The sequence below is a fragment of the Psychrobacter sp. AH5 genome (assembly GCF_040371085.1).
In the GTDB taxonomy this organism is placed as follows: Bacteria; Pseudomonadota; Gammaproteobacteria; order Pseudomonadales; family Moraxellaceae; genus Psychrobacter.
Map to the genome: position 1 here is coordinate 2,418,408 of NZ_JAMBMT010000001.1, position 25,874 is coordinate 2,444,281.

Here is a 25,874-nt window from a genome sequence, read left to right on the forward strand (position 1 = left end):
AATTCAAACACAAAAAAGGTGAGCCTAAGCTCATCTTTTTTTATGTCTATTACTATTATTAATCGATAGCTAATGCCTTTTTAAACATAGGCGTCAATAGTTTATTACCGTATTCGCTCATGTGATCGCCATCATAGTATATCGGCCTATTTTTATACTGAGCCATACATCGACCTGCTTCGCATAAATATAAAGCAGGATTTAGAACCTCCACCTGATTATTCCCAGCAATACTACTGACAGCGACTTGCTCTGTTACTGTAATTACTGGCTTATTTCTCTCATAATATAGATCATAATCTACTGATAGGCTTACCTTTTTATTATTAATAAATAAGGCTTTGCTGATTACTTTAGGGACATTTTTTCTAATTTCAGGTATTGGCAACACTAGAAAAACCGAGCGGTTATTTGCTATCTTTTTTATAGTGTTATCAAGATTATTCTGCAACTCATTAAGTAGCTCGTCTTCAGCATAGTCGTATCTTTTACTGAAATATATTGAAGGTTTAGTGTCTTTGGGACTACTGATTCTATCAGGATCTGTCTGACCATATAGATATGCAGAAGTCCTCGCTACCCAGAATACTGGGACATTAAGGTGGTTTTCACTCAAAAAACTCACTCTCTCAAGATTAGCTTCAGCACATTTATCTGTATCGTCTATCGGTTTTAGATTTAACACCAAAGGGCAAGAAGCTTTCGTCAAGGCGATTACACCCTGCGTTTTTAAATCAAACGCACTAGTCAAACTAGTAGTTAAAGCATCAGCGTGACTATCTCCTACTATTATTGCCTTAATATTATTTTTATTACCTATATAACAAGGAAAGATTTCATCCGTCATACAGTTATAATGATTCTTATTTTCTGCTTCATTGGTAGCGACGATAACGTCATCGGGGTAATGCCAAATAAAACCTTGAGTCTTATAAGTCACTCTACCTACCAAGGCGACGATGATTACCATGTATAAAGGTTTATAGGTTAGGACGCGCTTTAAGCCACGCAAATTTGATTTAAAACTTCTTTTTTCTATAAATCGATAACTTAAGTATCCTAGCAAAATAGAAAGCAGCATTCCAGAATAAACGAAGTAGTTGTTCAAGTCGAAATAGTAGATAGCTACGACGATAGGCCAGTGCCATAAGTAAATAGAATAAGACCAAGCCCCAAGTTTTTGTGCTATCCAACTACTAGTAAAAATACTGTTCTCGCGCTGTGCCTGAATAATCAGAAAAACACCTAACACTGGAAACAGAGCTAGATGGCCCGGCCACGCTACTTCAGCGCTGATAAAAACGTATGCGCCAATAATGAATATTAGACCTAGCCATTCGCTATACTTTTTATGCTTTTGTGATATCGATAAGGGATAAAGATAAGCGACACCGCCCATCAGCATCTCCCATGCTCTAGAGGGTAGCAGATAATAAGCAGCGTCAGGCGTTTGTTCAGAGGCATAGATACAGTAAGCAAAGCCTATAACTGTTGCTGCTAGTAATAAGCGTTTCATAGCTTCAATATTGAAAAACTTACTTGCCAACACTAAAGCCAGTGGATATAGCAGATAAAACTGCCACTCGACCGATAACGACCAAGTGTGCAAAAGCCATTTTTGATGCGAAGCGCTATCGAAGTATCCTGCTTCGTTAAGGTAAGTATAGTTAGAAAAAAAGGCGATACTACTGGCAGCGTGTTTGCCTAAAATCGCATAATCGATAGATATTAAGTAGAACCAACCAAACACTAATAGTACTGAGCATAAGGCAGCTAATGCCGGAATAATTCTACTGGCTCTAGCGACATAAAACTTGCTGATAGAAAAACTTTGTTGTTCAATACCCCTGAATATAATGCCAGTCATCAAAAAGCCTGAAATCACAAAAAAGACATCAACGCCAGCAAAACCACCCGGCATCCAAGTTGGATTAAAGTGAAATAGCACTACCGCAATAACTGCTATAGCTCTGAGTCCGTTAATGTCTTTTCTGAACTTCATATTTTTATTCTTAGCAGTCTTTTAAGTTAGGGAAATATTATACTCATCGCTATCAAAAAAGGTGAGCCAAAGCCCACCTTTTTTTACGTCTAAAACAAAAATCTAAACAAACTTAGCCTAGCGCAACCAAGCCCGCGCATTACGGAACATCCGCATCCATGCGCCGTCTTCATCCCACTGCTCTGGTTTCCAGCTGTGGTTATAGGCTTTTAGATTACGCTCAGGGTGCGGCATCATGATCGTTACGCGGCCATCAGTGCTACACAGACCCGTGACACCGCCGACTGAACCGTTTGGATTGAGCGGATACGTCTCAGTTGGATGACCTTGGCTATCGACATAGCGCATGGCGAGCTGACCATGTTTTGCCATACCGTCGATCTCAACCGCGTTCAATGTAGCATAGCCTTCACCATGAGCCACGGCAATAGGCAAGATGCTGTCTTGCATACCCTTAAATAGAATGGACTTAGTGCGCTCGACTTTGACATTGACGGTACGGGCTTCGAAGCGAGCCGATTTATTGGCGATAAAGCGTGGGAAGTTCTCTGCGCCTGGGATCAAGTCTTTGAGCTGCGCCATCATCTGACAACCATTACAGACGCCTAAGGAGAAAGTATTGGGACGGGCGAAGAAGCGCACGAACTGCATACGTAGCTCATCATGGAACAAGATAGAGTTGGCCCAGCCTGAACCTGCACCGAGGACATCACCGTAGCTAAAGCCACCACAAGCGACGAGACCATCGAAGTCGCGTAAATTAATGCGACCCTCAAGTAGATCACTCATGTGTACATCGACCGCTTCAAAGCCCGCTTGAGTAAAGCCTGCTGCCATCTCGGTCTGACCGTTGACGCCTTGCTCACGCAAAATAGCGACTCTTGGCTTTTCTTCGCGGCTGTTGAGATAAGGCGTCTCAACCTTCTGATTAAGGTCAAAGTTTGGTGCAGCGATGAGGCCTTTATGAGTGCTATCGCTAATCAAGTCGTACTCTTGCTGTACGCATTCAGGATTATCACGGCGGCGCGCGATTTGATAGCTGACTTGGCTCCATTGTTGCTGTAATTCGGAACGCTTAAAACGTAGCGTGTTCTCACCTTGATGCAGCGGCGTTTGGATGATTAGGCTATCTTCCTCAGTGCTTTGACCGACGAGACTCAGCATCTCACTAACGTTGTACTCTTCTGCTAACTGCATCAAAGCCGTAACGTTTTCAGGCAATACTTGAATGACCGCGCCTAGCTCTTCACTGAATAACTGGCCTAGCAGGTTCTCATCATTTAACGACAGCTTAATCCCTTGACGGCTGGTGAATTGCATCTCAGCGATAGTCGCGAGCAGACCGCCATCACCGATATCATGGTAGGCGCTGATAACTTTTTGCTCATTACCGGCTTGGATAAAGTTAAAGAAGTCAATGAGGTCGCTAGGCTGAGTCAAATCTGGACATTCGTTGCCAAGCTGGCTTGCGGTTTGCGCAAGGATAGAGCCGCCAAGACGTAGTTTACCTTTGGATAAGTCAATACGGTAAAAAGCACTATCGCCGTTAATAAGCTCAGGCGTTAAGTTCTTAGTCACATCGACAACAGGAGCAAAAGCGGTAATAACCAGGCTCATGGGCGAGACCACTGATTTATCTTGATTATCGTTCTCGTCCGTCCAATTAGCGCGCATAGACAGCGAGTCTTTACCGACTGGAATTGCGATCCCCAAAGCTGGGCATAGCTCTTCACCGATAGCGTGTACCGCGTCAAACAGTGCGGCGTCCTCTAGATCATCACCACAAGCCGCCATCCAGTTCGCTGACATGGTGATATCTGATAACTGCGCAATGCGCGCACCTGCGATATTAGTAATGGCTTCACCGACCGCCAATCTTGCTGAGGCTTTAGGGCTAATTAGCGCAACCGGCGTACGCTCGCCCACACTCATTGCCTCGCCGCTCATTACTTGACCCTCAAGCGCTATGAGACCGGAAGCGGTAATCGCACAATCAGCAACCGGCACTTGATAGCGCCCAACGTATTGATCGCGCACCACCATACCGGTGATTGAGCGATCGCCAATGCTAATGAGGAAGGATTTGCTAGCGACGGTTGGATGACGCAGTACGTCTTTAACAGACTGGGCTAAATCAAAATTATTCAGCTCAAGCGGTGCTAGCTCATTGGCTTGACGCTCAAAGCTACGTTTCATCTTTGGCGTACCACCAAGCAATACTTGCATCGGCATATCAACTGGCTGCTCGTCTAGTAACTCATCATCAACGATTAGCTGACGGATATCAGTAGCAGTCCCTAAGATGGCGTACGGGCAGCGCTCACGCGCACAGATCGCATCAAACTGCGCTTCGCTTTCCGGACGAATCGCCAGTACGTAACGCTCTTGCGCTTCATTTGACCAGATTGCCATCGGCGACATACCTGCCTCAAGCGAAGGGATTTTACGTAGGTTAAGATGCGCGCCCATTTCATGGTCGTTAACTAGCTCTGGCATGGCATTGGACAGACCGCCTGCACCAACATCATGTAAGGAGACGATTGGGTTGCCATCTTGGCTATTATTGCTCTTCTCAACATCATTACCGGCTAAGGCCCAGCAGCGATCAATCACTTCTTGACAACGACGCTCCATCTCGGCGTTATCGCGCTGCACGGAAGCGAAGTCTAGACCCTCATCAAGCGCACCACTATCAACAGATGAGGCCGCGCCGCCGCCCAAACCAATTTGCATCGCAGGGCCACCCAAGACAATAAGCAGATCGCCTTGCTGAATACTATTTTTTTCAATCAAGTTACGTTTGATATTACCGTAACCACCCGCCAGCATGATGGGCTTATGATAGCCGCGCATCTGGCTACCATCTTTATCTTTTGAAGTATCTAATTGGAAACTACGGAAATAACCACAAAGATTGGGACGACCAAACTCATTGGAAAAATTAGCTGATCCTAGTGGCGCCTCCAGCATAATCTCAAGGCTGGTTGCCATACGCTCCGGCGTACCGTAGTCTTGGGTAGTTACTTGTCCTGATTGCTCCCACTTCTCCGCAAGCTCTGGAATATGCAGATGCGAGACATGAAAGCCGGTCAGACCCGCTTTGGGTTTACCGCCGCGACCGGTTGCGCCTTCATCCCGAATCTCACCACCTGCGCCAGTCGCTGCGCCTGCATAAGGGGCAATGGCGGTAGGATGATTATGGGTTTCGACCTTCATCAAGATATCGATATGTTCTTGATAAAAGTTGTAAGGATGCGCTGCATTAACATCCATGGCGTCAGTAGGAATAGGATAATAACGCATTCCTTCTGCCCCAGCCATCACTGCGGCATTGTCTTTATAGGCCGATAAAATCCCTTGTGGATTGGCCTGATAAGTATTCTTAATCATCTGAAACAATGATTTGGCTTGCACTTCGCCATCGATAGTCCACTCGGCATTAAAGATCTTATGACGGCAATGCTCAGAGTTAGCCTGAGCAAACATCATCAGCTCAACGTCGGTTGGATTGCGTCCTAATTCATTGACATAAGCATTCATCAAATAGTCAATATCTTCACTTGATAACGCAAAACCGAATGTCGTATTGGCAGTTTCTAACGCTTCTCGTCCGGCGCCAATGACGTCGATACGGTTTAGGGTAGCAGGCGGCTCATCGTCAAATAACTGGCTCACTTTTGCCAAATCATAAACCAAGCTTTGCGTCATGCGATCAAACAGTAACTCTTCAGCGGCTTTAGGCAGCTCATTAACCGCTTTATCATCGATAGTCAACGTATAAACAATCACGCGCTCGACCCGATTAATCTGAAGCTCGCAGTTATTAAAGATATCAGTGGCTTTACTCGCCCAAGGAGATATAGTACCAAAGCGCGGACTGACGATGACTTGTAATTGATTGTCTTTGGGCGTTTCAATTTTAATGTCTTGGTCAATACCTAACAAATCTAGACCTTTAGTTAGCTCATCACCTTCTAGATTGCGTGATAACACATAAACTTGCTGCGTGCTGATGTGGCTGACGTTTAGATCGGTCTTTTGGGCAAACTGATTTATGAGTTGCTGCGTTTGAAAATCGGTCAAAAACGGCTGTCCGGCAATAGTCATCATAGAGGCATATTTCCTAGAATATGAGCAGTAATGAGCAGTAACAGGCATTACTGCCATGCAAAGTAAATGGTCGCGGTATTATAACAAGAAGAGGCCAAATAAGCAGTGTTAAAGCCACACAATTTACGTATCCGCTAAGCGCAAGATCATTTTACTTAACCCTTATACAGCTTACAAACACTCACATCGCATTACCGGCAAGCTATATAACTATAGGGGCAACTGTCGTTATTCTATAAAGCGTTAACCCCCATAATGAATAAAAATAATTTTAACCAAAAAAGGATAACACTATGAGTAAGCAAGATAAAATCGATAGAGTACAAGAGATTGTTAAAGACGTGAAATTTGCCATGATGACCACTGTCAACAAAGATGGTGATCTTCACGCGTGGCCAATGACTACCACTGAGACTAGTATCGGTGCCAAAGAGATCTGGTTTATCGGTGATAAAACCTCAGATGTAGTAAAGGATATTCAGAATAATAAAAAAGTTGGTCTAACTTATTCTAGTCAAGACGCCAAAAACTATGTCTCAGTGAGCGCCAATGCTGAGCTATCTGATGATAAAGCCAAGCTTGATGAGTTATGGTCAGCTATGGACAACGCCTTTTTTGAGCACGGTAAAGAAGATCCAAACGTGCAGCTGATCAAAGTGGTGCCACATGGTGTAGAGTGCTGGATCAGCGGTAGCTCAACGGTCAATATGTTCAAGATGGCAGCGGCGGCTGTGCAAGATGGCGAAACCGCTGAAGGCGTAGGCGAGCAGTTTAATTTTTCACTATAAGCTTGTTAGTAATAAATAACTTAATAACAAGGAAGACACTTATGAGTAAGCAAGACAAAATGGATAAAATTCAAGCGTTAGTAAAAGATATCAAATACACTATGCTAACGACGCGTACCAGTGAAAATCATTTGCACGCCTGCCCGATGAATACGGTTGAGACCAGCATTGGCGCTAAAGAGATTTGGCTAATCGGTCACAATCCTTCTGATACGGTCGATAATATCAAGGTCAATGACGAGGTAAATTTAGCTTATAGCAGTGATGATAATAAAAAGTTCTTGTCAGTCACTGGTAAAGCGCATTTAGTTGAGAACAAAGAAAAGCTTGATGAGCTTTGGATGCCCGTTTATAACGCCTTTTTTGAGCACGGTAAAGAGGATCCAAAAGTGCAGCTGATCAAAGTAGTGCCGCACGGCGCAGAGTATTGGGATAATGGTAATGCCATTGCTAATATGGTCAAAATCGGATCGGCTGCCGTAACCACTACAAAGATTGAGGAAGGCTTAGGTGAGAATTTCTCGGTTGAACTTTAAGGTTTTATAAATGAGTGCTTGAATTATAGTAACCTTGATATATTTTAATAAAAAATGCCAGTCACGTTAAGCGACTGGCATTTTTGTACTTATACAAAATAAGATTAGCCACTACGCTTTAGATATGGCCAAGCGGCTTTTAGATAAATCATCATCGACCAAAGCGTTAGCACCACCGCTGCCACCATTAACCCATAACCAATTAGCTCTAGGGACTCCCAGTTTAATAATAAAACAGTGATGGCAATCATCTGAAAAGTAGTTTTTAGCTTACCGACATAAGAGACAGCCACGCTAGTCCGATTGCCAAGCTCTGCCATCCATTCGCGCAGCGCGGACACCGCAATCTCACGTGAGATAATGACAATCGCCGCTATTGCCATGATGATATTAGGGTGCCACTGCACCAATATAATAAGCGCCGCCGCGACCATTAGCTTATCAGCGACTGGATCCAAAAAACGCCCAAAAGCGGACATCACATTGAGCTTACGCGCAAAGTAACCATCAAGCCAATCAGTAATCGCCGCGATAATGAACACCCCAGTCAGTAGTAAGTGCCGCAATAAACTATCGCTGAACTCACTCATGCCCACCCGAGCGATAACATTATCTGAAATCGCTGGCATACCGATGCCCATCGCAGGCGGCCAGTAAGCAATAGCCACAAATAGCGGAATCATCAAAATACGCGCAATCGTCAGATTATTGGGTAAATTAAAAATGCTTCTTTCATTCTGCGTAGGTGGCAGCGGTTTAGCGTGCAAATTTGTACTCTCGGTCATGACAAAACCAGTTTTATATAGACATGATAATGGACGTAAGCTTAGCATTTTTCGCGCTTGACGTCATGATATCTCTGTAGCCGCAGCGTTATTAGCGCTATTAATGCACTATATCGCTCAATAACTGGTCAAAATAGCTATTACTCCCAGTTTCGCAATCTTTAGCAGCGGTTATTAAGTCACCTTACGTTCATCTAGGTATAAAAATACAGTTGTACACCCACAGTTGTAAGCAGATGTAATAATGAATTGATTTAAGAGCAATAGTCCTTATCTTAGACAGTACTCTCTTAATAACTGATATTTTATAATAAATAATATCCTCAGTTTTATTAGCGGTATTGACGCTTTTCCTCAGTCCATAGTCCTCCACTATGGGCTTTTTTTTGGTTAGTCACTTCTTAAAAATTAATTAGTGCTAACCGCCTCTAAAATAACGCCAACAGTTTGTTCGGCGACTTGATAGCAGCTCTCGATATTACCTTGAGCGCACCAATCGCCACTGACCAGCCACTGCTTGTCTTTATCTACCAAAATCCCTAACGGCTGCTCATTCCCTTCGATATCTAATGGCGTCAACGTCGAGGCATAGCGCCAACGATGACAATCTATCTGCGTAGGCGCGGTTTGCTCACGCCAGTTGAGCAACTGTTTTGCTTCTGCCAATAGTTGCTCGGTTATCTTGGTAATATCTTGGTCAACCTGCTGCTGTGACCATTGATTATTTGCGTGAATAGTCAAGCTTGGCAGTAGCTGCTCGTGGTTGGGTTTATGGTGCTCGATAAATACTCTATCAAGAATGGATCCTTGAATAAAAGCAACATCCCAGTTTGATACCGGCTCATTAGCTTGGCTCTTTAAGCTATCGGGCAGCTTTACATCATCTTGCCAGCCAAGCATCAGCGTATAGCAAGCTAGCATCTCAGGTTTTAGGATCTTACCTTGCTGAGTAAAGCCACTATCTGCCATCAGCTCGGCCGCTTGACCATTGGGCGCGGTGCAAATCACCCAATCAAATAACCCTAAGCTCTCACCTTTTTCATCAAATAGTTCGGTTCGCTTATCTGTCTGTAAATGCGAATATTGAGCTAATGGCGCCACACGAGTTTTGAATTTAATGGTAGTAAATTGTAAGTCATCAGCAAGCTTACGGCCCCAGCTAGTCATCTTTGGGGTGCTAATGTAGCGCGCATGAATGCTATCCCACTGCTCTTTTGGCTCGATTTGTGGCGACTGACCACTCTCGCTAGCACTTGTTAAATTAACCACTTTTGCTAACCAAGGCTGTAGTAATCCTGAGTGTAAATCTGGCGCGATAAACTGCTTAAAGCTCTCCGACTTAGCGGTAAAGAACTGAGCGCCAAAACTCCATTGCCAGTTTTTGTCTGTGCTCTTATCAGTACGATAACGCGTAGCTAACCGTCCAACGCTGCGTGATTTTTCAAAGATTGTGATTTGCAAGTTTTTTGGCGCTGTAGCAAAAGCTTGCTCTAACAAAGTGGCGGTAAACAGTCCACTCAAACCGCCACCAATAATGGCTATTTTTTGTGCTGAAGCAGCGGCTAAACTTGCGCTATGTTTGTTATTACTATGAGACACATTTGGATCAGTCATTATAGAAGTACACCTATTAAATGGTACAGATAAGAGATAAGTAAGAGATAGCTTAATAAATAATGTACAACAAAAAGCCATGCTAGTTTTTATAATCCTCATAAAAAACAGCATGACCTACTTTTGTTATATTTTATGATTTAATACTAATACGCTAAGCCATCTAAATAGTCGATAAAGAACAAATTATAAGCAGTCTCTGCGTTCTGCTTTGACCACCTCTATCAGCTTATTAATTACAGAGCTATCCGCTAGCGTCGATAAGTCGCCTAATCCCACGTATTGACCAGCGGCGATATTACGCAAGATACGGCGCATGATTTTACCAGAGCGAGTCTTGGGCAAGGAGTCTACGATAAAGATTGCATCTAAATTAGCAATAGGGCCTATCTCGCTACGCACATGCCGATTTAGCTCATTTTTTAACGCTTCACTGCCGATTTCACCAGATTTTAGAATCACAAAAACACAAATACCAATACCACGGATTTCATGCGGCATTCCTACCACCGCTGCCTCGACAGTTGAGGGATGTTCATCTACTGCACTCTCAATCTCAGCGGTGCCAAGCCTGTGTCCTGCGACATTGAGTACATCATCGACGCGTCCGGTTATCCAATAGTGCCCATCTTCATCACGCTGTACCCCATCACCAGTGAAATAATAGCCTGGATGCTCCGTAAAATAGGTATCCAAAAAGCGCTGATGATCATTATATATAGTACGCATTTGCCCCGGCCAGCTATTACTAATTACCAAATTACCCGAAGCTGAACCGTCAAGCTCGTAGTCATCTTCCATAACCGCAGGCTTGATACCATATAGCGGATACATAGCGGCCCCTGGTTTTAGCACGGTAGTGCCCGGTAGAGGCGCGAGTAAAATACCGCCGGTCTCTGTTTGCCACCAGGTATCAACGATAGGACAACGACCACCGCCAACGACATGATAGTACCAGTCCCATGCTTCAGGGTTGATCGGTTCCCCAACGGTGCCAAGTAAACGCAAACTTGCGCGACTTGACTCGTTGACAAACTCACTACCCTCTTTCATCATTGAGCGTATAGCAGTAGGCGCGGTGTATAAAACGCTGACGCTATGCTTATCAATGATCTGCCCTACTCGCGCCCAAGTAGGATATTCTGGTACGCCCTCGAACAAGACCGTAGTCGTACCATTGGCGAGCGGCGCATAAGTGGCGTAAGTATGCCCTGTAATCCAGCCGACATCAGCGGTACACCAGTAGACATCATTATCCTTTATATCGAAGACATCACAAAAAGTTGATAGCGCGTAAGTGATATAGCCGCCCGTCGTATGCACCACACCTTTAGGCTTACCGGTTGAGCCGGAAGTATATAATAAAAATAGCGGATCCTCGCTATTCATAACCTCCGGCTCGCACTGCTCGCTTTGTGCCGCAATCAAACTGTGATACCAGTGATCGCGTCGGCCACTCATCGGGACTGAGTTACCAGTACGGTGTACCACAATGACGTTTTCAACACACTGTGTGCCCTCAACATCCAAAGCACGATCGACGTTTACTTTGAGCGCGGAGCGTCTGTTACCACGCAGCCCTTCATCTGCGGTAATCACCAATTTGGACTGGCTATCGACTATACGACTGCTCAAACTATCGGCTGAAAAACCACCAAACACCACTGAATGCACCGCGCCAATACGCGCGCAGGCTAGCATAGCGACCATAGCCTCAGGAACCATAGGCATATAAAGAGTCACGCGGTCGCCTTTTTTTATGCCCAAATCACGCATAGCATTACCTAAACGACACACCTCGCTATGCAGCTCCTTAAAAGAGATGATTTTATGTAGCGCTGGATGATCGCCTTCCCAAATAATGGCGGGCTTGTAGGGATTGGTCTTTAGGTGGCGATCCAGACAATTGACCGAAATATTAAGCTGACCATCCTCAAACCATTTAATGCGAAAATCATTTAAATCGTAGCTGACATCGCTAATCTTGGTAGGCTTAGTAATCCAATCGATAGCTTCCGCGCGTTTTGCCCAATAGTCGTCATTGGCTTCAGACGAGGCGATGGAGCGCTGATATTCCTCGCTGTAGTGTTCAGCGCTAGTGTTGGCAGTGGCGAGAAACTCAGCTGCAATAGGAAAAGAATTCTGCGTCATAGTGCTATTCCTTTTTTAATTATTAGCCTTATAAAGGTCATTTATAATAATTGATAAACTATGACCATCTTCGTAGCCCATATTGTCATCTTCCTTAATATTCGATGTTTTTTGCTGGTATTTATCAAAAAAAGTTAAATGCCCGCTTGCTAGTTTGGCAAATAAGCTTTGGCTATGCAAGACTGCAACCGTTACTATTAACCCCTTTACTATACTAGCGTACACTCAAAACAATAAATATTTTATCTCTAGCAATTATGTGAGCGAAGTGCGTTCAATATAATGTGAATGTTCAACATGCCTAAGCTAACTTCTTCTATAATAAGCCATTTTTATCACCAGCTCTTATTTATAAGCGAATCTGTTATGCTACATAATCATAAGCCCTCTCAAAACCAATTTGACGTTATTATTATCGGGGCAGGAGCGTCAGGACTGTACTGCGCGCTAACAGCGGGTCGTCGTGGTCGCCGCGTGTTGGTGTTAGATCATGCTAATAAAGCGGGCAAAAAAATCCTGATGTCAGGCGGCGGGCGCTGTAACTTTACCAACTACTTTGTCGAGCCTGAGCACTTCATTGGGGCTAACGAGCACTTTTGTAAATCAGCTTTGAGCCGTTATCCGAGCTGGGAGTTTATCGCTATGGTAGAGCAGCATAAGATTGCTTATCATGAGCGCGAACATGGTCAGCTATTTTGTGATGAGTCGGCGCAAGATATCGTGACGATGCTACTCGATGAATGCGCTGCGGTCGGTGTGCAGGTGCGGCTCAATACTCAGATTGACAACATTGCAGTTAATGAAGGTGATGAAAATAAACGCTTTATCGTAACTACCACTAAAAAGCTCAGTAAAAAAGAGCTAACAGCAGACGCTAATAAGCAAAACCCTACGCAAACCATTTATAACAGCGAGTCTTTAGTCGTGGCTACCGGTGGACTCTCTATTCCAACGATGGGCGCAAGTGGTCTGGGGTATGAGCTTGCCCAGCAGTTCGGTCATCAGTTATTAACTACCGATCCCAGCTTAGTGCCTTTTACCTTTACCGATAAAACTGGTGAATTATTGCGTGCGTTATCTGGTATTAGCCTGCCCGTGGTCGCTAGTAATACTCGCAAATCCTTTAAGCTGCCGCTGCTCTTTACTCATCGCGGCCTATCTGGCCCAGCCATGCTGCAGCTCTCCAACTATTGGCAAACAGGTGAAACTATTGAGATTAATTTACTACCTGATAGTGACGTTACTGCGCTGTTATTAGATTTTAAAAAATCACATCCTAAGCAACTCATTCGTACGGTATTAGCAGAGAATACGGGTAATCAGCTTCCTAAAAAACTACTGGCAGCGCTACAAGCTACTTTATGGGATGAGGTCAAAGATACTGAACTTGCCAATATTAAAGATGAGCGATTAATACAGATTGGCCAAGCGATTAACGGCTGGCAGCTCAAACCCTCTGGTACTGAGGGCTATCGTACCGCTGAGGTGACTCGTGGCGGCGTCAATACCGACGAGGTCTCCTCCAAAACTATGGAGAGTAAATTACAAAATGGCTTGTATTTCATCGGTGAAGTACTTGATGTGACAGGCTGGCTTGGCGGTTATAATTTTCAGTGGGCATGGGCGAGCGGTTTTGTTTGCGGTGAGGTGGTTTGACTCTAAAAACTTATGGTTACTATTGATCTGCAATAAGCAAAAAAGCCGCACTACCTATTATAAGTAGCGCGGCTTTTAGTTTTATAACATCTTTTAGAGCAGACTTAACTTATTAAGCCTGTTTTTTATCCAAATAAGGATAATCGGTGTAACCCTCGGCACCGCCGCCATAAAAAGTCTGCGGATGCTGCTCATTGAGTGGTTTATCTTCACGAATACGCTCAGCCAAATCAGGATTGGCGATGTAATCACGGCCAAAGGCAACGGCATCGATATAGCCTTCGCGCACATTGCGTTCCGCTTTTTCAGCAGTATAACCACCAGCGGCAATAATCATATTGTCAAAAGCATCACGAATGCGCTGGCGGAAACTATCTGTATATGGTGTACCGCCCGCCCAATCAGGCTCTGATAAATGCAGATACATAAGGCTGCGCTTATTGAGTTGCTCAATCAGCCAGATATTATCGTCTTCATCATAACCGGCCTCAACCGCGTTAAAAGTGCCTTGCGGTGAAATACGAATACCGACATGATCGCTATCCCAAGCCTCAACACACGCATCAACGACATCGAGAGTTAGACGGGCGCGATTTTCTTTACTGCCGCCATATTCATCATCACGCTTATTGGTCTGCTCCACCCAAAACTGATGTAAGAGATAGCCATGAGCACCATGAATCTCAACCCCATCAAAGCCCACTTGACGAGCAAGCTTAGTGGCCTCGGCAAAGTCTTTAATCACTTGCTTGATCTCATCAAGACTAGCCGGACGCGGCGGCGTGGCCTCAACGCGAATGGCTTGATTATTACTATCACGCAATGAAGTACGAGCCCCTACTGCGACATCGGAGGCGGAGATAGGCGCTTTGCCATCAGGCTGTACGCTATCATGGGCGACTAGGCCAGTATGCCAAAGCTGTACCACAATTTTGCCGCCTTTAGCATGGACATTATCAACAATAGCTTTCCAAGCAACAGCTTGATCTTCGGTATGAATACCCGGCGCGCCTGCATAACCTTTGGCCTGAAAAGACACTTGTGTGGCCTCGGTAATAACCAATCCAGCACTAGCGCGCTGCGCATAATACTCGCCTGCCAATGCCGTCGGTACATCGCCTGGCTCTACCGCCCGCAAACGCGTGAGCGGTGCCATAATAATACGGTTTTTTAGCGTTTGCTTGCCCATTTGGACCGGTTCAAATAAATTATCGTGTGCCATAAAAAGCCTTACTTATTGTTATTAAGTGAAAGTTATAGTGAAAAAAGAGTCATTGTGAAAAACTAGATAGATTGGATTTTTCACTGAATCATTTTCTTTATAGGGCAAAGTGCTCATTATTCAATCTATCGTTACAAACGAAAACAGCGAATCTCACTAGTTTTGAAATTATAAAAATATTATGTAATAAAGCTTAGGGGTATATTAAGATATCAAAACTAAATCGTCTGATGAGTAAAGATCTATGCAAAAAAAGCTCCTGTCTTTGATAATAATGGCCAATTTACTGCTATTATCGGCTTGCCAGCCTCCGTCAGACAAAACGGATACCTCAAATACCGCAGCCTCGTCGCAAGCTGTGAAAAATACTACGACTCAAGCTTTGGTAGAGGCAAAAACGGCAAAGGAGCTGACGAGCTCTATAATAGAATTGTCGGAGGGTAAACTCAGAGATCAGCTGATTTGTACTAAGCTTAGTGACACCATGCAGGCCATAGATAATAAAAGTCGTATCGAAGATATTCACGCGGTTCAGCGGCAAGTAAAGGCTTGCTTGCCAAGCGCGCTCAACACCGAGGTATTGACCTGGTTAAACCAATATCAAGCGATGTACAACCGCTTTTTGGGCACCGATCTTTATATGGATGATGAAGCGTTTTACGACATAGTGGAGACTTTAGAGCAAGGCAAAAAAGCCAGCGTCGCGCAGTTAAAGCAGCTAAGGCCGCGTGTGCGTTATCTTGTCGGCTTAGCTGAGAGTAAAGCAGACGTCAGCATACTGTACGTAGGTGAAGGCATCTTTGTCTTTCACCATGATTTACAACAAATGGCTGATATTTTTACTCCGTATCTACCCAAAGACCAACAAGCTTTTATCGAACGTATGGCCAAGGATAATCAAGATATCTTTTGGAATGATGCCGCAATTGCTGTGCCTTTTGATGAAGTCATTGCACGCGCCCAGTTTTGGCAAGATTATATTCAGCGTTATCCTGAAAGCCATTTTATTAAGGATGCCAAATTTTTATTGACGCTATATCGTCATGCGCTGTTTTTCGGCTCAAATAATACGCAGTGGACTAATGATGAGGTTACTAAATTTATAGAGCCGAAATACCAGCAAGCCATAGAAAAACTAGCCAAAGGCTCAAATAGTATCTTAGCAAATAGTATCTTGGCAAAAGATGCGCGCACTTTGCTTGAATTTATGGCAATGCCAAATAGCAAACGTCACCAAGCCTATCCCGTTCCTAAAGTGGATGACGAGGGCTATGAGACATCTGACTGGGCCGTGCCTCGCTATCAGCTTAATCAGGCCTTACCGATACCTTCGCCATGGGACAACAATAAAAGCCGCGACTGCTTAAGCGGTATCGTTTGTGTGGATTATGACTATTAAGCGAGATAAAGCGGAGAACAATATAGTGCTGAAATTTTGCCCAAAAATAGGGTTAGCTGCCGCTTTGGGTTTAGGACTAGCATCAGGGCTAAGCAGCTGTATCGCGACAGAAAAACTCGATTATCAGCTGATGAAGCAAGAAGACGAAAAATGGGTGGCCGATGAGCGCTTTACAGATAGCCTCATTGCTATTGGCAAGCCCAGCTCGCCTATCGAAGGTATCGATCATGCGCTAGTGTTTGCCGGAGAGAAGCGCAGCTACTTAGTACAAAGTAACAATAAAGACAGTGAGTTGACTGATATTTTGGACCAAGTCGATTTGGCTTACTTTTCTTTCAAACCTATGCCAGCATTTAATGCGTCTTATTTTAGAATAAGAATAGGCGAGCAAGGCTGCCTCTCAGCACAAGGCTGTATTGCCACTATATTATGGTTCGAAAAACCAACGCATCTGCTAGCTACAGACGAGACGACAAATCTTGAGGCATTCGACTTTACCTGCCATGATGGCTTTGCAAAAGGGATGACCCGCTGCACAAAACACCTATGGCGACTGCCCGTTACCGTTGCGCCAGCTGTCCAAAATATTGACGCTTTACCCTATCGCTTTAGCCAACCGATCACCGTCAAATTCTATAACTACCAGCCCAATAAAGCCAACATTGAGGAAAAAAAACTAACAGCGCTGATGCCCCTCGCCAAAGCTTTTGACATCATTACCTTTCCGCTTCAATTTATCATTATAGAAGGTCTTAATTGACAGTAACGGCTAGTTTACAAGCTTTAATGCAAACTTAAGCTATAAATCGACCTTATCCAAAATAAAATCAATATCCTTATCACCGCGTCCTGATAAGTTGACCAATATGGTCTCATCAGGCGACATATCTTTGGCGACTCGCATCGCATAAGCAATCGCATGAGCGGTTTCTAACGCTGGAATAATGCCCTCAAAACGCGATAGCGCCATAAAAGCCTCCAAACACTCGCTATCGGTCGCTGACTCATAAGTGGCCAAATTCATATCGCGCAGTAACGAATGCTGCGGGCCAACACCTGGATAATCAAGCCCTGAAGCAATGGAATGCACAGGCGCAGGCTCACCGTTTTCATCGAGTAGCACATAGCACTTAAAGCCATGCAGCGCGCCTTTTACGCCCAAAGTCATGGTTGCGGCATGATTTGGGGTATCGAGTCCCTCGCCTGCGGGCTCCACACCGACTTTTTCGACTTCCTTATCGCCTAAAAAGCCGCTAAAAATACCAATAGCGTTAGAGCCGCCACCAACACAAGCAACAACTTTATTAGGCAATTTACCAGTCTCTTCTAAAAACTGCGCTCTTGCTTCGCGTCCAACTACCGACTGAAAGTAGCTAACGATTTCAGGATAAGGCGCGGGCCCAAGCGCGGATCCTATGGCAAATAGACTGGTATCCAATTCATTTAGATAAGTCTCAAAAGCACTATCGACCGCCTCTTTTAACGTGCCCGCCCCGCGCGTTACTGGGACTATATTCGCACCTAATATTTTCATCCGGCTAACATTGGGATACTCCTTTTCGATATCGACCACGCCCATGTGGATCTCACACTCAAGGCCCATCAGTGCTGCTGCTGTTGCTAGTGCCACGCCATGTTGTCCTGCGCCCGTCTCCGCGATGACTTTGGTTTTGCCTAGTTTTTTGGCTAGCAGTACTTCACCTAAGCAGTGATTGATCTTGTGCGCGCCGGTGTGATTGAGATCTTCACGCTTAAAATAAATCTGCGCGCCGCCGCAATGCGCGCTTAAACGTCTGGCATGAAATATCGGACTGGGTCTGCCGACATAAGTCTTGCGCAAGCGGCTCATCTCGGTGATAAAACCCTCATCTTTGATAATCTCTCGAAAGCCTTGCTCAATCTCTGTCATCGCCTTTGCCAGCTCTGGATGTTCAATTTTGCCGCCAAACTCGCCATATAAGCCGTCAATATTAGGCAAAATGGAGTCGTGCAATCCATAAGTATCGCTAGTGGTGTCAATCGTTGTCGCTGTCATGAGTAATCCTTGCTGTCTGTGTTAATTATGGCTAACGGGTCAATTATCGCTAGTTATCATTTAATCGGATGTTTATGAGCCTTTAAATAGCCCTTTAAATAGGCTTTTTATCAGCTATAATAAACCTATTATCATGTTCTAGTACATTGAAACAGAGTTTAAGCCAACTGTTATTTTAGGTCAAGGGTTGAAGAAGCCTTAATTCAAAAAACTTAGAGCTATATCGCCTTAATTTTTATATTTTAAAAAAAACTAGAAGAGTATCAATATGCCAAAAACAGAGAATCACGCGGATAGCATTCACGACGACGCTAATGACAATGCTAATAACAGTGCTTATGACAATGCTTATGACTATTTACTTGGGTTACTGACTCACACTGACGATAAAGCACAGTTATCAGAGATATTTGCCGCGCTATTGACCGAAAAAGAGCAAACCGAGCTTGCCAATCGTTTAAGAATATTTGCGCTACTACAACAAGGCATCACGCAAAGAGAGATTAGCGCGCAGCTTGGAGTGGGTATTGCGACAGTGTCACGTGGGGCGAAGGTATTTAGTCAGCATCACATTGATGAATTATTGCCTGATATTGGTAAACAGCTAACAAGCAAGGAGTAGAGTAAAGCTTTATTACATTGAACATACCTAGACGCTAACCGATATGATTTTAGAGCGCTAAAAAAGACACAATCTATGTACATAAAATCGCTCGTTTTGTTTTAGCTTTGGTATAAATTATCATTAATAACTGTCGATAATTACTAGGACGTGTTGAATATTCGACCATGGCACTGACGGAAACTATTTTTTAGCAAAGTAGCGGCAAAAAAGAGTTCTGTCCTTTCAGGCTGATGCTAAAATCGCCTCACACTATATAGCAATTCTAGCTAAGGCATCGGTATTATCGTCAAATCGCCCTTTGTCTGGAACGATTTTAACTATCAGTAGAGCCGACTTATAAATGGTCAACACGTCCTAACTAAATAGCAATAAGTAGAGGGATTTGATGCTAGATATTATTGGTATTGGTCTAGGCCCTTTTAATCTGAGTTTGGCAACTTTACTGACTAAGCAGCCCTCGATTAAAGGTCTATTTTTCGAACAAAAAGAGCAGTTTAGCTGGCACAAAAGTATGATTTTACCTCATACGACTTTGCAAGTGCCTTTTATGGCGGATCTAGTGACACTTATTGATCCTACTAGTCGTTATACCTTTTTGAATTATCTGCATACTCATCATCGGCTATTAAAATTTTATTTTTTGGAAGATTTTGAGATTTATCGGCAAGAATACAATCACTATTGTCAGTGGGTCGCCAGTCAATTGGACAGCTTAGTATTTGATGCAAAAGTGATACGTATAACACCTATAAAAAGCAATGATTTACAAAACAATGAACTCCAAAGTGGTCATTCAAAAAACAATAAAGGCTTTGTGATAACAGTTTGTGAAGAAGGCAAAAACAAGACTTATCAAGCAAAAAACATAGTCATAGGTACTGGCTCCAAGCCTATTTTGCCCTCTTACTTACAAAAGCTAGCTGCCCAAGCACCGCAGCGTTGTATGCATACCGCAGACTATGCCAACCATTTTGACCTTGACGCCATTAAGCCTAATAAGGGACTGGCTAAAGTAATGGTTATAGGTTCGGGTCAGTCCGCAGCAGAGGTTTATCGAGCCTTGTTTGAACAACAACTTGATGCTGAGCAGCAGCCTAGATTTCAATTAGATTGGGTGACGCGTTCGGCAGGGTTTTTCCCAATGGAATATGCGCCTTTAGGGCTTGAGCATTTTAGTCCCGCCTATATTGACTATTTTCATGCCCTTGATGTAGAAACCAAAAATAAAGTCGTTGCTAAGCAGGATCTATTGCATAAAGGTATTAGTTTTAAGACTATTCGCGACATTTATCACAAGCTTTATGAGCGTAGTATCGGCGACCAAGCGCTACACTCACAGATTATAGCGAATTGTGCGCTGCTCTATGCAGAGCTACAGGCTGATAATAAGGTAAATTTGACACTCCAGCAGCATGAACAAGACCAGAGATTTAGTGTTGAATATGACTGCGTAATTGCAGGGACTGGTTATAGCGATTTATTACCAGACTGCTTAGCTGAGCTATTGCCTGATATCGAACACGGCGCAAACGGTCAAGCCGTTATCAATCGTGATTATACTTTAAGTTATAACAACAATAGCAAAAGCGGCAAGATTTTTGTGCAGAATAAAGAAACTCATAGTCATGGCGTTGGTGCAGGTGATTTGGGCTTAGGAGCGTATCGGGCTGGCTACATCATTAACCAATTAGTAGACGAAGCTATTTATGATACTCAGGCATTAGAGGTCTTTCAGAATTTTGGGGTGCGGTAAGTCAATGACAGAAAAACCAAAGATTTAATTTGCAAAAACTTGTCTACTAAAATAGTATAACGACTTTTGTTGATAATAATTTGAGGATTACCAATGATCGTTAAGAAAATAGCTTTATTCTTGGGTGCTATATCAGTAGCAACAGCTGGTTTCTGCGGAGTAGGACAACTTTCGGGCGACACGACTTGCTATATCTATAAGCAAGATAAATTACAAAAAAAGCTCGCCTGCCAGTATGAGGGAGCAGAAGGCGCATCTTCAAGCTACGCTTTTAGACAGATTGATTATACTTTGCCAGGGTTCGGGAAAATGGCAACCTCAAATAGCGCCGATTATGATGATAATGGCAATCATACCGGATGGACGACCACTGTCAATGATGAGCCAGCTGTCATCAGATATCGCGCGCCATCTAGCAAAAAGGTAGTCAGTCAAGCTTATGCAGAGTCTGGTAAAGAGGTTTTAGAGTGCTACTTGAGCAAAAAATCTCAATGGGAGATTTGCTCTGAATCCTAATGATCTTTAGCAAAGCCAAAAGATTGCAGTGATAAAAACTGGCTGAGCTTAGGTTCAGCTTTTTATTGTCTATGACAGATACAAATAATTAGAGATTTTAGTAAAAGGATGACACTTTATGCTAAACAGTTTGGATTGCGTTAGTGACATAATACAGAAAAAATAGTTTGCTAGACTAGCGTCGTCATAACAAACGTTTAAGGTTATAGCGCGCATGCAAAGACGCAAATTTATCAAATCTATGGGCTTAGGGGTCGCGACAGTCAGTGCATCGGCTACCATGATTGGTTGCCAAACCCTCGTCAAACAGCAAAAACTACCCAGCACTATTACTCAAGCCGGACACTTCAATAATATCATCGTCGGTAGCGGCTACGGCGGCGCGGTATCAGCACTCAGACTGAGCGAGCAAGGCCATAAAGTCCTCATTCTTGAGATGGGCATGCGCTGGGATAGAACGCCTAAGCACGACACTTTTTGTAAGATGATAACCGCTGATAAACGCTCTAGCTGGTTTCGCAATATGCCAAACGCCCCTATCCCCATTCCCATTCCTATTAAGAAATATCCGGGCGTATTAGATTTGATCGAGTATGACGAGATGAAAGTTTTTGCCGGACGCGCTTATGGCGGCGGCTCTATCGTCAACGGCGCGATTGCTATTGCCCCTAGACGCTCGCACTTTGAAGCCGTCTTTCCGTGGATTGATAGTGATGAGATGTACAACACTTACTTTCCGCGCGCGATGAAAGAATTAAAAGTCAGCCAAATCCCCGAGTCATTTTTTAATCAATCTGAGCACTACGAATTCACCCGCGCCGCTGAACGCCAAGCGGAGCGAGCCGGCCTCAAAACTGAGTTCTTTGGCAATAGCTATGACTTTGATTATATGCAAAAAGAAGCTCGCGGCGAAGTCTATAAATCGGGATTAGGCGGCGAAGTCATCTATGGCAATAACGCCGGCAAGTTCTCACTTGATCTAACTTATCTAAAAGACGCGGAAGCCACGGGCAATGTTTCGGTCAGAACCTTACGCAAAGTCAATAGCATCCAAGCGCTCGCGGGCGACCAATTGCGTCTAGAAGTCCATGTCCTAAACACTACGGGCGGCGTCGATAACATTGAGCATTACACTTGCGATAAGCTGTTCCTCAATGCAGGCAGTACGGGTACCTCAGAGCTACTGCTCAAAAGCCAAGCTAAGGGTAAGCTGAATAATCTCAACAAGCACATCGGCCAATATTGGGGACCAAACGGTAATATCATGACCGGGCGCAATTTCGTTCACGCGGCAGGCACGACTCAGTCTACTATTCCGGTAAAAGGCATAAATATGTGGGACGGTGACAGAGACGGCTCCAAGTACAAAATCTTTGCCGAACTTGCGCCATTGCCGCTAGGGCTTGAGACGTGGACGACGCTGTATCTTGCCATCACAGACAACCCAGAGCGCGGTAATTATTACTACGATAAAGATTCACAAACCGTCAAACTCAACTGGAAACGCGAACAAAATCAGTATTCGGTAAATGCTGCTAAAGAGCTGATCGAAAAGCTCGCTAAAGTAAACGGCGGCGCGACCTCTAGCCTACTATTTACCAAAGGCTTCGGCGATGACTTTTGCTATCATCCGCTTGGCGGCTGCGTGCTTGGCAAGGCAACTGATGAGGTTGGCCGCGTCAAAGGGCACAGCAACATCTATGTGCAAGACGGCGCGTTAATCCCGGGTAGTGCTGGCGTTAATCCGTATGTATTTATCACCGGACTTGCTGAGCGAAATATGACGGCTATTTTGAAGGAAGATTTTGGTTAGGGTGTTGGAAGTTGGTTAGATAAAAAACGCTCTTTAGGAGCGTTTTTTCGGGTTTTGAATTTGATGGAGTAATTTTGTTAGCAACTTGAATCTACTCATCTGAACTCTATAAGGTCTAAATAAGTATATCTATTTGATTTAACTATAGGAGGGGTTGAATAAACATATTCAATAAACCCATTCCAGTACATTCCTTTAGTATCTCGAATTACAGAATCTATAATTTCTTTGACATGAGGCTCTAAAGCTGGTTTGTCACCAAGGTACTGAAATATTATCTTTGGAGTACCATATATTGTTTGTGTTTCAACTATACCAATATAAGGATCTCTATATGCAATATCGTAAACATCACGTACAAAAGGTCCATAATTATCGAAATACCATTTTATATTCGTAATTTGACTGCCTGTAATCCTGACAGACTCCCAGTCGGTTAAATAGATTAATTTAGTTAATCTAGCATTAGATAACTCGTTTGAGTGTGGATAAACAACACAAATATATTTTATTAAATTACTAATTATATTCATATCTTGTCCTCACTTATTATGGTTTTATTCAAAATAGCGTGATTATAATCTAGGAGTTCCAAAATAATACTATCGTGTTCGCTCAAGATACGATTTATTTCAGCTAAATCAAACTGCTTATGAACAGTAGTACTTTCGCACAGGAGCACCCCGATACGATCGCCTAAGTTCTTAGTAATCATATAAGGATAGAAGCTTCTACTTTGCATGTTAAACCTTCTTGCAACCTCCATATTAATTCCAAGAGCCTTAGTCTCTTTTAGATATTCACCATTATTGCCACTCAAATGTATAGTACTAGTATTAGTATCACTACTTACAAAAGCTCTGCCAATAACACCCTCATCTTTTGGGAATCTCAACCTATTGGTCTTGTTATAGTTCACATTAACACTATATCTGCCGAAAATATGTAAGAAATCTTGTTCATCTATATTGCTATCTACGCTTATAAGCATATAAAGCGAAATTCTTTCACTAGGTGTAAACTCTAGCTTTTTAGATAAAAAAGCTAGAAACCTTGAAGTTACCTCTCTTGATTCGGATAAATGCTGTGTTTTTAAGTCAGTTATCGCTTCTTGAGCATCATTAAGATTCTGTTTTATTTCACTTAATTCTTTATCTTTCTTTTCAATATCAAGATTAAGCCTTGTTCTTTCATTAATTAATACCTTAGTTTCGGCAACTTCTCTGTCCCTCTTCCTCTTGCTCTTATATATGAATAACACATATAAAGGTAAAATAAGAAATAAGATATAGAAGGCTTTATTTTCTAAAACCTTACTGTATGGGATACTATCATCTCTTATGATTTGTATAAAAGAGCCAACTGAAGGTGTGAAGACAATACCTATTAGAAAAAGTACTAGACCTTCAATAGTTTTAAAAAACTCTAATAAATGACTCTCTAACCATCTAGCAGTTCTTACGATAAAAGAATCGTTCTCTGGATCAGACATCCTTTATAAAGCCTTAAAATACAAAAAAGTACTCTATTATACCTATTATCACTACGAATTTATCAATATATGTTGAGCCTAAATCTTTATTTTTCTTAAACTTGAACTAAACAATCTTAACGTAATATTATTTAATAATTTTCTAAGATACAAATACCTGGAACTCCTATACGTCACTAGTTGTCGTTCGACACTACTTAGAAAGTATATTAGGGATATTTTTCCAATTTTATCTTGCCTACAACTCTATACGAGTAAATATCAATGTATGAAACACTATGCAATACGTGCATTATTGATAATACTTAAAACCATTCTAGAAAAGGACACCCAATGAAACTACGCATCCTAAAATCTGCCGTAACCAACCCTTGGTTTAACCTTGCCACCGAAGACTGGATATTTAATACCCTTGACCCTGACTCGCATACGCTGTTCTTATGGCGCAACAGCGAGACGGTGGTTATTGGCCGCTCGCAAAATCCGTGGGTAGAATGCAAAATCGATAAGATGGAAGAAGATGGAGTGTTTTTGGCGCGGCGGCAAAGTGGCGGCGGCGCGGTGTTTCATGATTTGGGCAATACCAACTTTACCTTTTTATCGCCTAAAGAAGACTACGATCAAGATGCCAACTTTACCATCATCGTTAATGCCCTAAAAAAACTCGGTATCAACGCTGAGCAGTCGGGACGTAATGATATGCAAGTCGGCGATAAGAAAATATCAGGCAGCGCCTTTAAACACGCGCTTGACCGCAGCTTTCACCACGGGACGTTACTGGTCGATGCCAATATGCAAAAGCTCGGTGATTATCTCAATCCACATCCGCTTAAGCTGCAAGCCAAAGGCATCAAATCTGTGCGCTCGCGTGTGGCCAATCTCGTTGATTTTAATGCAGACATCAATCATGAGGTCCTATCTGAAGCGATTATCGAGGCCTTTTGTGAGTATTATGACGCTACTGCACCAGTCGAAGAATTAGATGAAGCCAGTCTCGCCAAGCAGCCAGCGCTAGATAAATACTATCAGCAAATGGCCGATTGGGACTGGCGCTTTGGCAAGACGCCGCAGTTTAATCATCATATAGAAACCCGTTTTGATTGGGGTATTATTGATTTGCATATGGACGTGCAGCAGGCGGTGATCACTGAGGTGGTTATCTTCTCGGATGCGCTAAATGTGGAATTAATTGAGCTATTAAAAGAGACTTTAACCGATATTAAATATAATCGTAATGAGGTAAAGGCCAAGCTTGGCAAGCTAGCTAAAGCGCATGCTGAGTTGGCGACGCAAGTTGATGATGTGTCTGAGTGGTTGCTTGGTGAGATGGAGGGTTAAGGCTTTGCGGTTGTAAGCAAGGTACAGTCTTACAACCGC

At 43.3% G+C, this 25,874-nt stretch carries 19 protein-coding genes; 10 read left to right on the forward strand and 9 right to left on the reverse strand.

The window, feature by feature from the left end; translation table 11 throughout:
• Positions 1-58: 58 nt before the first annotated feature.
• Positions 59-2,002, reverse strand: coding sequence for an acyltransferase family protein (locus tag M0N77_RS10255; RefSeq protein ID WP_353105087.1), 1,944 nt, complete (start codon positions 2,000-2,002; stop codon positions 59-61).
• 117 nt (positions 2,003-2,119) lie between these two features.
• Entirely contained in the window at positions 2,120-6,112 is a 3,993-nt protein-coding gene (gene purL, locus M0N77_RS10260) for a phosphoribosylformylglycinamidine synthase (protein WP_353105088.1), read from the reverse strand.
• Between the two features lie 293 nt (positions 6,113-6,405).
• Between purL and M0N77_RS10265 the strand changes: the two genes are divergently transcribed.
• Together M0N77_RS10265 and M0N77_RS10270 are read left to right on the forward strand one after the other, a co-directional pair.
• On the forward strand, positions 6,406-6,900 hold the full coding sequence (locus M0N77_RS10265; RefSeq protein WP_353105089.1) for a pyridoxamine 5'-phosphate oxidase family protein: 495 nt from the start codon (positions 6,406-6,408) through the stop codon (positions 6,898-6,900).
• A 41-nt stretch (positions 6,901-6,941) separates the two neighbouring features.
• Complete coding sequence (locus tag M0N77_RS10270; RefSeq protein ID WP_353105090.1) at positions 6,942-7,436, forward strand: pyridoxamine 5'-phosphate oxidase family protein; 495 nt, start codon at positions 6,942-6,944, stop codon at positions 7,434-7,436.
• Between the two features lie 104 nt (positions 7,437-7,540).
• On the opposite strand, the gene pgsA is transcribed toward M0N77_RS10270, so the two are convergent.
• The 3 genes from pgsA to acs all read right to left on the reverse strand — a co-directional run bounded on the left by pgsA (position 7,541) and on the right by acs (position 11,986).
• On the reverse strand, positions 7,541-8,221 hold the full coding sequence (gene pgsA, locus M0N77_RS10275) for a CDP-diacylglycerol--glycerol-3-phosphate 3-phosphatidyltransferase (RefSeq protein ID WP_353105091.1): 681 nt from the start codon (positions 8,219-8,221) through the stop codon (positions 7,541-7,543).
• Positions 8,222-8,629: 408 nt separating this feature from the next.
• Entirely contained in the window at positions 8,630-9,835 is a 1,206-nt protein-coding gene (locus M0N77_RS10280) for an FAD-dependent oxidoreductase (protein ID WP_353105092.1), read from the reverse strand.
• A gap of 186 nt (positions 9,836-10,021) precedes the next feature.
• Entirely contained in the window at positions 10,022-11,986 is a 1,965-nt protein-coding gene (acs, locus tag M0N77_RS10285; RefSeq protein WP_353105093.1) for an acetate--CoA ligase, read from the reverse strand.
• Positions 11,987-12,352: 366 nt separating this feature from the next.
• Between acs and M0N77_RS10290 the strand changes: the two genes are divergently transcribed.
• Entirely contained in the window at positions 12,353-13,642 is a 1,290-nt protein-coding gene (locus M0N77_RS10290; protein WP_353105094.1) for an NAD(P)/FAD-dependent oxidoreductase, read from the forward strand.
• A gap of 112 nt (positions 13,643-13,754) precedes the next feature.
• On the opposite strand, the gene M0N77_RS10295 is transcribed toward M0N77_RS10290, so the two are convergent.
• Positions 13,755-14,864: an alkene reductase gene (locus M0N77_RS10295; RefSeq protein ID WP_353105095.1), complete on the reverse strand. Its 1,110-nt coding sequence runs from the start codon at positions 14,862-14,864 to the stop codon at positions 13,755-13,757.
• Between the two features lie 244 nt (positions 14,865-15,108).
• Between M0N77_RS10295 and M0N77_RS10300 the strand changes: the two genes are divergently transcribed.
• Complete coding sequence (locus M0N77_RS10300) at positions 15,109-16,263, forward strand: hypothetical protein (protein WP_353105096.1); 1,155 nt, start codon at positions 15,109-15,111, stop codon at positions 16,261-16,263.
• Positions 16,253-17,023 carry a hypothetical protein gene (locus M0N77_RS10305; protein WP_353105097.1) on the forward strand — a complete coding sequence of 257 codons (771 nt, stop codon included), beginning with the start codon at positions 16,253-16,255 and terminating at the stop codon, positions 17,021-17,023. Before M0N77_RS10300 ends, M0N77_RS10305 begins: the two co-directional genes overlap by 11 nt.
• A gap of 39 nt (positions 17,024-17,062) precedes the next feature.
• Here M0N77_RS10305 and trpB read toward each other — a convergent pair whose 3' ends face one another.
• Positions 17,063-18,298, reverse strand: a complete 1,236-nt coding sequence (trpB, locus tag M0N77_RS10310) for a tryptophan synthase subunit beta (RefSeq protein ID WP_353105098.1) — start codon at positions 18,296-18,298, stop codon at positions 17,063-17,065.
• Between the two features lie 268 nt (positions 18,299-18,566).
• On the opposite strand from trpB, the gene M0N77_RS10315 reads away from it, so the two are divergent.
• The 4 genes from M0N77_RS10315 to M0N77_RS10330 all read left to right on the forward strand — a co-directional run bounded on the left by M0N77_RS10315 (position 18,567) and on the right by M0N77_RS10330 (position 23,005).
• Positions 18,567-18,920 (forward strand): Trp family transcriptional regulator, encoded by a 354-nt coding sequence (locus tag M0N77_RS10315; RefSeq protein ID WP_353105099.1) that lies wholly within the window; start codon positions 18,567-18,569, stop codon positions 18,918-18,920.
• Positions 18,921-19,308: 388 nt separating this feature from the next.
• Positions 19,309-20,676, forward strand: a complete 1,368-nt coding sequence (locus M0N77_RS10320) for a SidA/IucD/PvdA family monooxygenase (RefSeq protein ID WP_353105100.1) — start codon at positions 19,309-19,311, stop codon at positions 20,674-20,676.
• Positions 20,677-20,769: 93 nt separating this feature from the next.
• Positions 20,770-21,192: a hypothetical protein gene (locus tag M0N77_RS10325; RefSeq protein ID WP_353105101.1), complete on the forward strand. Its 423-nt coding sequence runs from the start codon at positions 20,770-20,772 to the stop codon at positions 21,190-21,192.
• A gap of 214 nt (positions 21,193-21,406) precedes the next feature.
• Complete coding sequence (locus M0N77_RS10330; protein WP_353105102.1) at positions 21,407-23,005, forward strand: GMC oxidoreductase; 1,599 nt, start codon at positions 21,407-21,409, stop codon at positions 23,003-23,005.
• A 95-nt stretch (positions 23,006-23,100) separates the two neighbouring features.
• On the opposite strand, the gene M0N77_RS10335 is transcribed toward M0N77_RS10330, so the two are convergent.
• Positions 23,101-23,538: a Panacea domain-containing protein gene (locus M0N77_RS10335; protein WP_353105103.1), complete on the reverse strand. Its 438-nt coding sequence runs from the start codon at positions 23,536-23,538 to the stop codon at positions 23,101-23,103.
• Positions 23,535-24,497, reverse strand: a complete 963-nt coding sequence (locus tag M0N77_RS10340) for a hypothetical protein (protein ID WP_353105104.1) — start codon at positions 24,495-24,497, stop codon at positions 23,535-23,537. Before M0N77_RS10340 ends, M0N77_RS10335 begins: the two co-directional genes overlap by 4 nt.
• Before the next feature lie 333 nt (positions 24,498-24,830).
• Between M0N77_RS10340 and M0N77_RS10345 the strand changes: the two genes are divergently transcribed.
• Positions 24,831-25,835 (forward strand): lipoate--protein ligase, encoded by a 1,005-nt coding sequence (locus M0N77_RS10345; protein WP_353105105.1) that lies wholly within the window; start codon positions 24,831-24,833, stop codon positions 25,833-25,835.
• The last annotated feature ends 39 nt before the right edge of the window (positions 25,836-25,874 follow it).

What these genes read in the sequence shown, in the direction of transcription:
- M0N77_RS10255 (WP_353105087.1), bottom strand. Translation starts at nt 2,002, where the DNA reads ATGAAGTTCAGAAAAGACATTAACGGACTCAGAGCTATAGCAGTTATT.
- purL (WP_353105088.1), bottom strand. Translation starts at nt 6,112, where the DNA reads ATGATGACTATTGCCGGACAGCCGTTTTTGACCGATTTTCAAACGCAG.
- M0N77_RS10265 (WP_353105089.1), top strand. Translation starts at nt 6,406, where the DNA reads ATGAGTAAGCAAGATAAAATCGATAGAGTACAAGAGATTGTTAAAGAC.
- M0N77_RS10270 (WP_353105090.1), top strand. Translation starts at nt 6,942, where the DNA reads ATGAGTAAGCAAGACAAAATGGATAAAATTCAAGCGTTAGTAAAAGAT.
- pgsA (WP_353105091.1), bottom strand. Translation starts at nt 8,221, where the DNA reads ATGACCGAGAGTACAAATTTGCACGCTAAACCGCTGCCACCTACGCAG.
- M0N77_RS10280 (WP_353105092.1), bottom strand. Translation starts at nt 9,835, where the DNA reads ATGACTGATCCAAATGTGTCTCATAGTAATAACAAACATAGCGCAAGT.
- acs (WP_353105093.1), bottom strand. Translation starts at nt 11,986, where the DNA reads ATGACGCAGAATTCTTTTCCTATTGCAGCTGAGTTTCTCGCCACTGCC.
- M0N77_RS10290 (WP_353105094.1), top strand. Translation starts at nt 12,353, where the DNA reads ATGCTACATAATCATAAGCCCTCTCAAAACCAATTTGACGTTATTATT.
- M0N77_RS10295 (WP_353105095.1), bottom strand. Translation starts at nt 14,864, where the DNA reads ATGGCACACGATAATTTATTTGAACCGGTCCAAATGGGCAAGCAAACG.
- M0N77_RS10300 (WP_353105096.1), top strand. Translation starts at nt 15,109, where the DNA reads ATGCAAAAAAAGCTCCTGTCTTTGATAATAATGGCCAATTTACTGCTA.
- M0N77_RS10305 (WP_353105097.1), top strand. Translation starts at nt 16,253, where the DNA reads ATGACTATTAAGCGAGATAAAGCGGAGAACAATATAGTGCTGAAATTT.
- trpB (WP_353105098.1), bottom strand. Translation starts at nt 18,298, where the DNA reads ATGACAGCGACAACGATTGACACCACTAGCGATACTTATGGATTGCAC.
- M0N77_RS10315 (WP_353105099.1), top strand. Translation starts at nt 18,567, where the DNA reads ATGCCAAAAACAGAGAATCACGCGGATAGCATTCACGACGACGCTAAT.
- M0N77_RS10320 (WP_353105100.1), top strand. Translation starts at nt 19,309, where the DNA reads ATGCTAGATATTATTGGTATTGGTCTAGGCCCTTTTAATCTGAGTTTG.
- M0N77_RS10325 (WP_353105101.1), top strand. Translation starts at nt 20,770, where the DNA reads ATGATCGTTAAGAAAATAGCTTTATTCTTGGGTGCTATATCAGTAGCA.
- M0N77_RS10330 (WP_353105102.1), top strand. Translation starts at nt 21,407, where the DNA reads ATGCAAAGACGCAAATTTATCAAATCTATGGGCTTAGGGGTCGCGACA.
- M0N77_RS10335 (WP_353105103.1), bottom strand. Translation starts at nt 23,538, where the DNA reads ATGAATATAATTAGTAATTTAATAAAATATATTTGTGTTGTTTATCCA.
- M0N77_RS10340 (WP_353105104.1), bottom strand. Translation starts at nt 24,497, where the DNA reads ATGTCTGATCCAGAGAACGATTCTTTTATCGTAAGAACTGCTAGATGG.
- M0N77_RS10345 (WP_353105105.1), top strand. Translation starts at nt 24,831, where the DNA reads ATGAAACTACGCATCCTAAAATCTGCCGTAACCAACCCTTGGTTTAAC.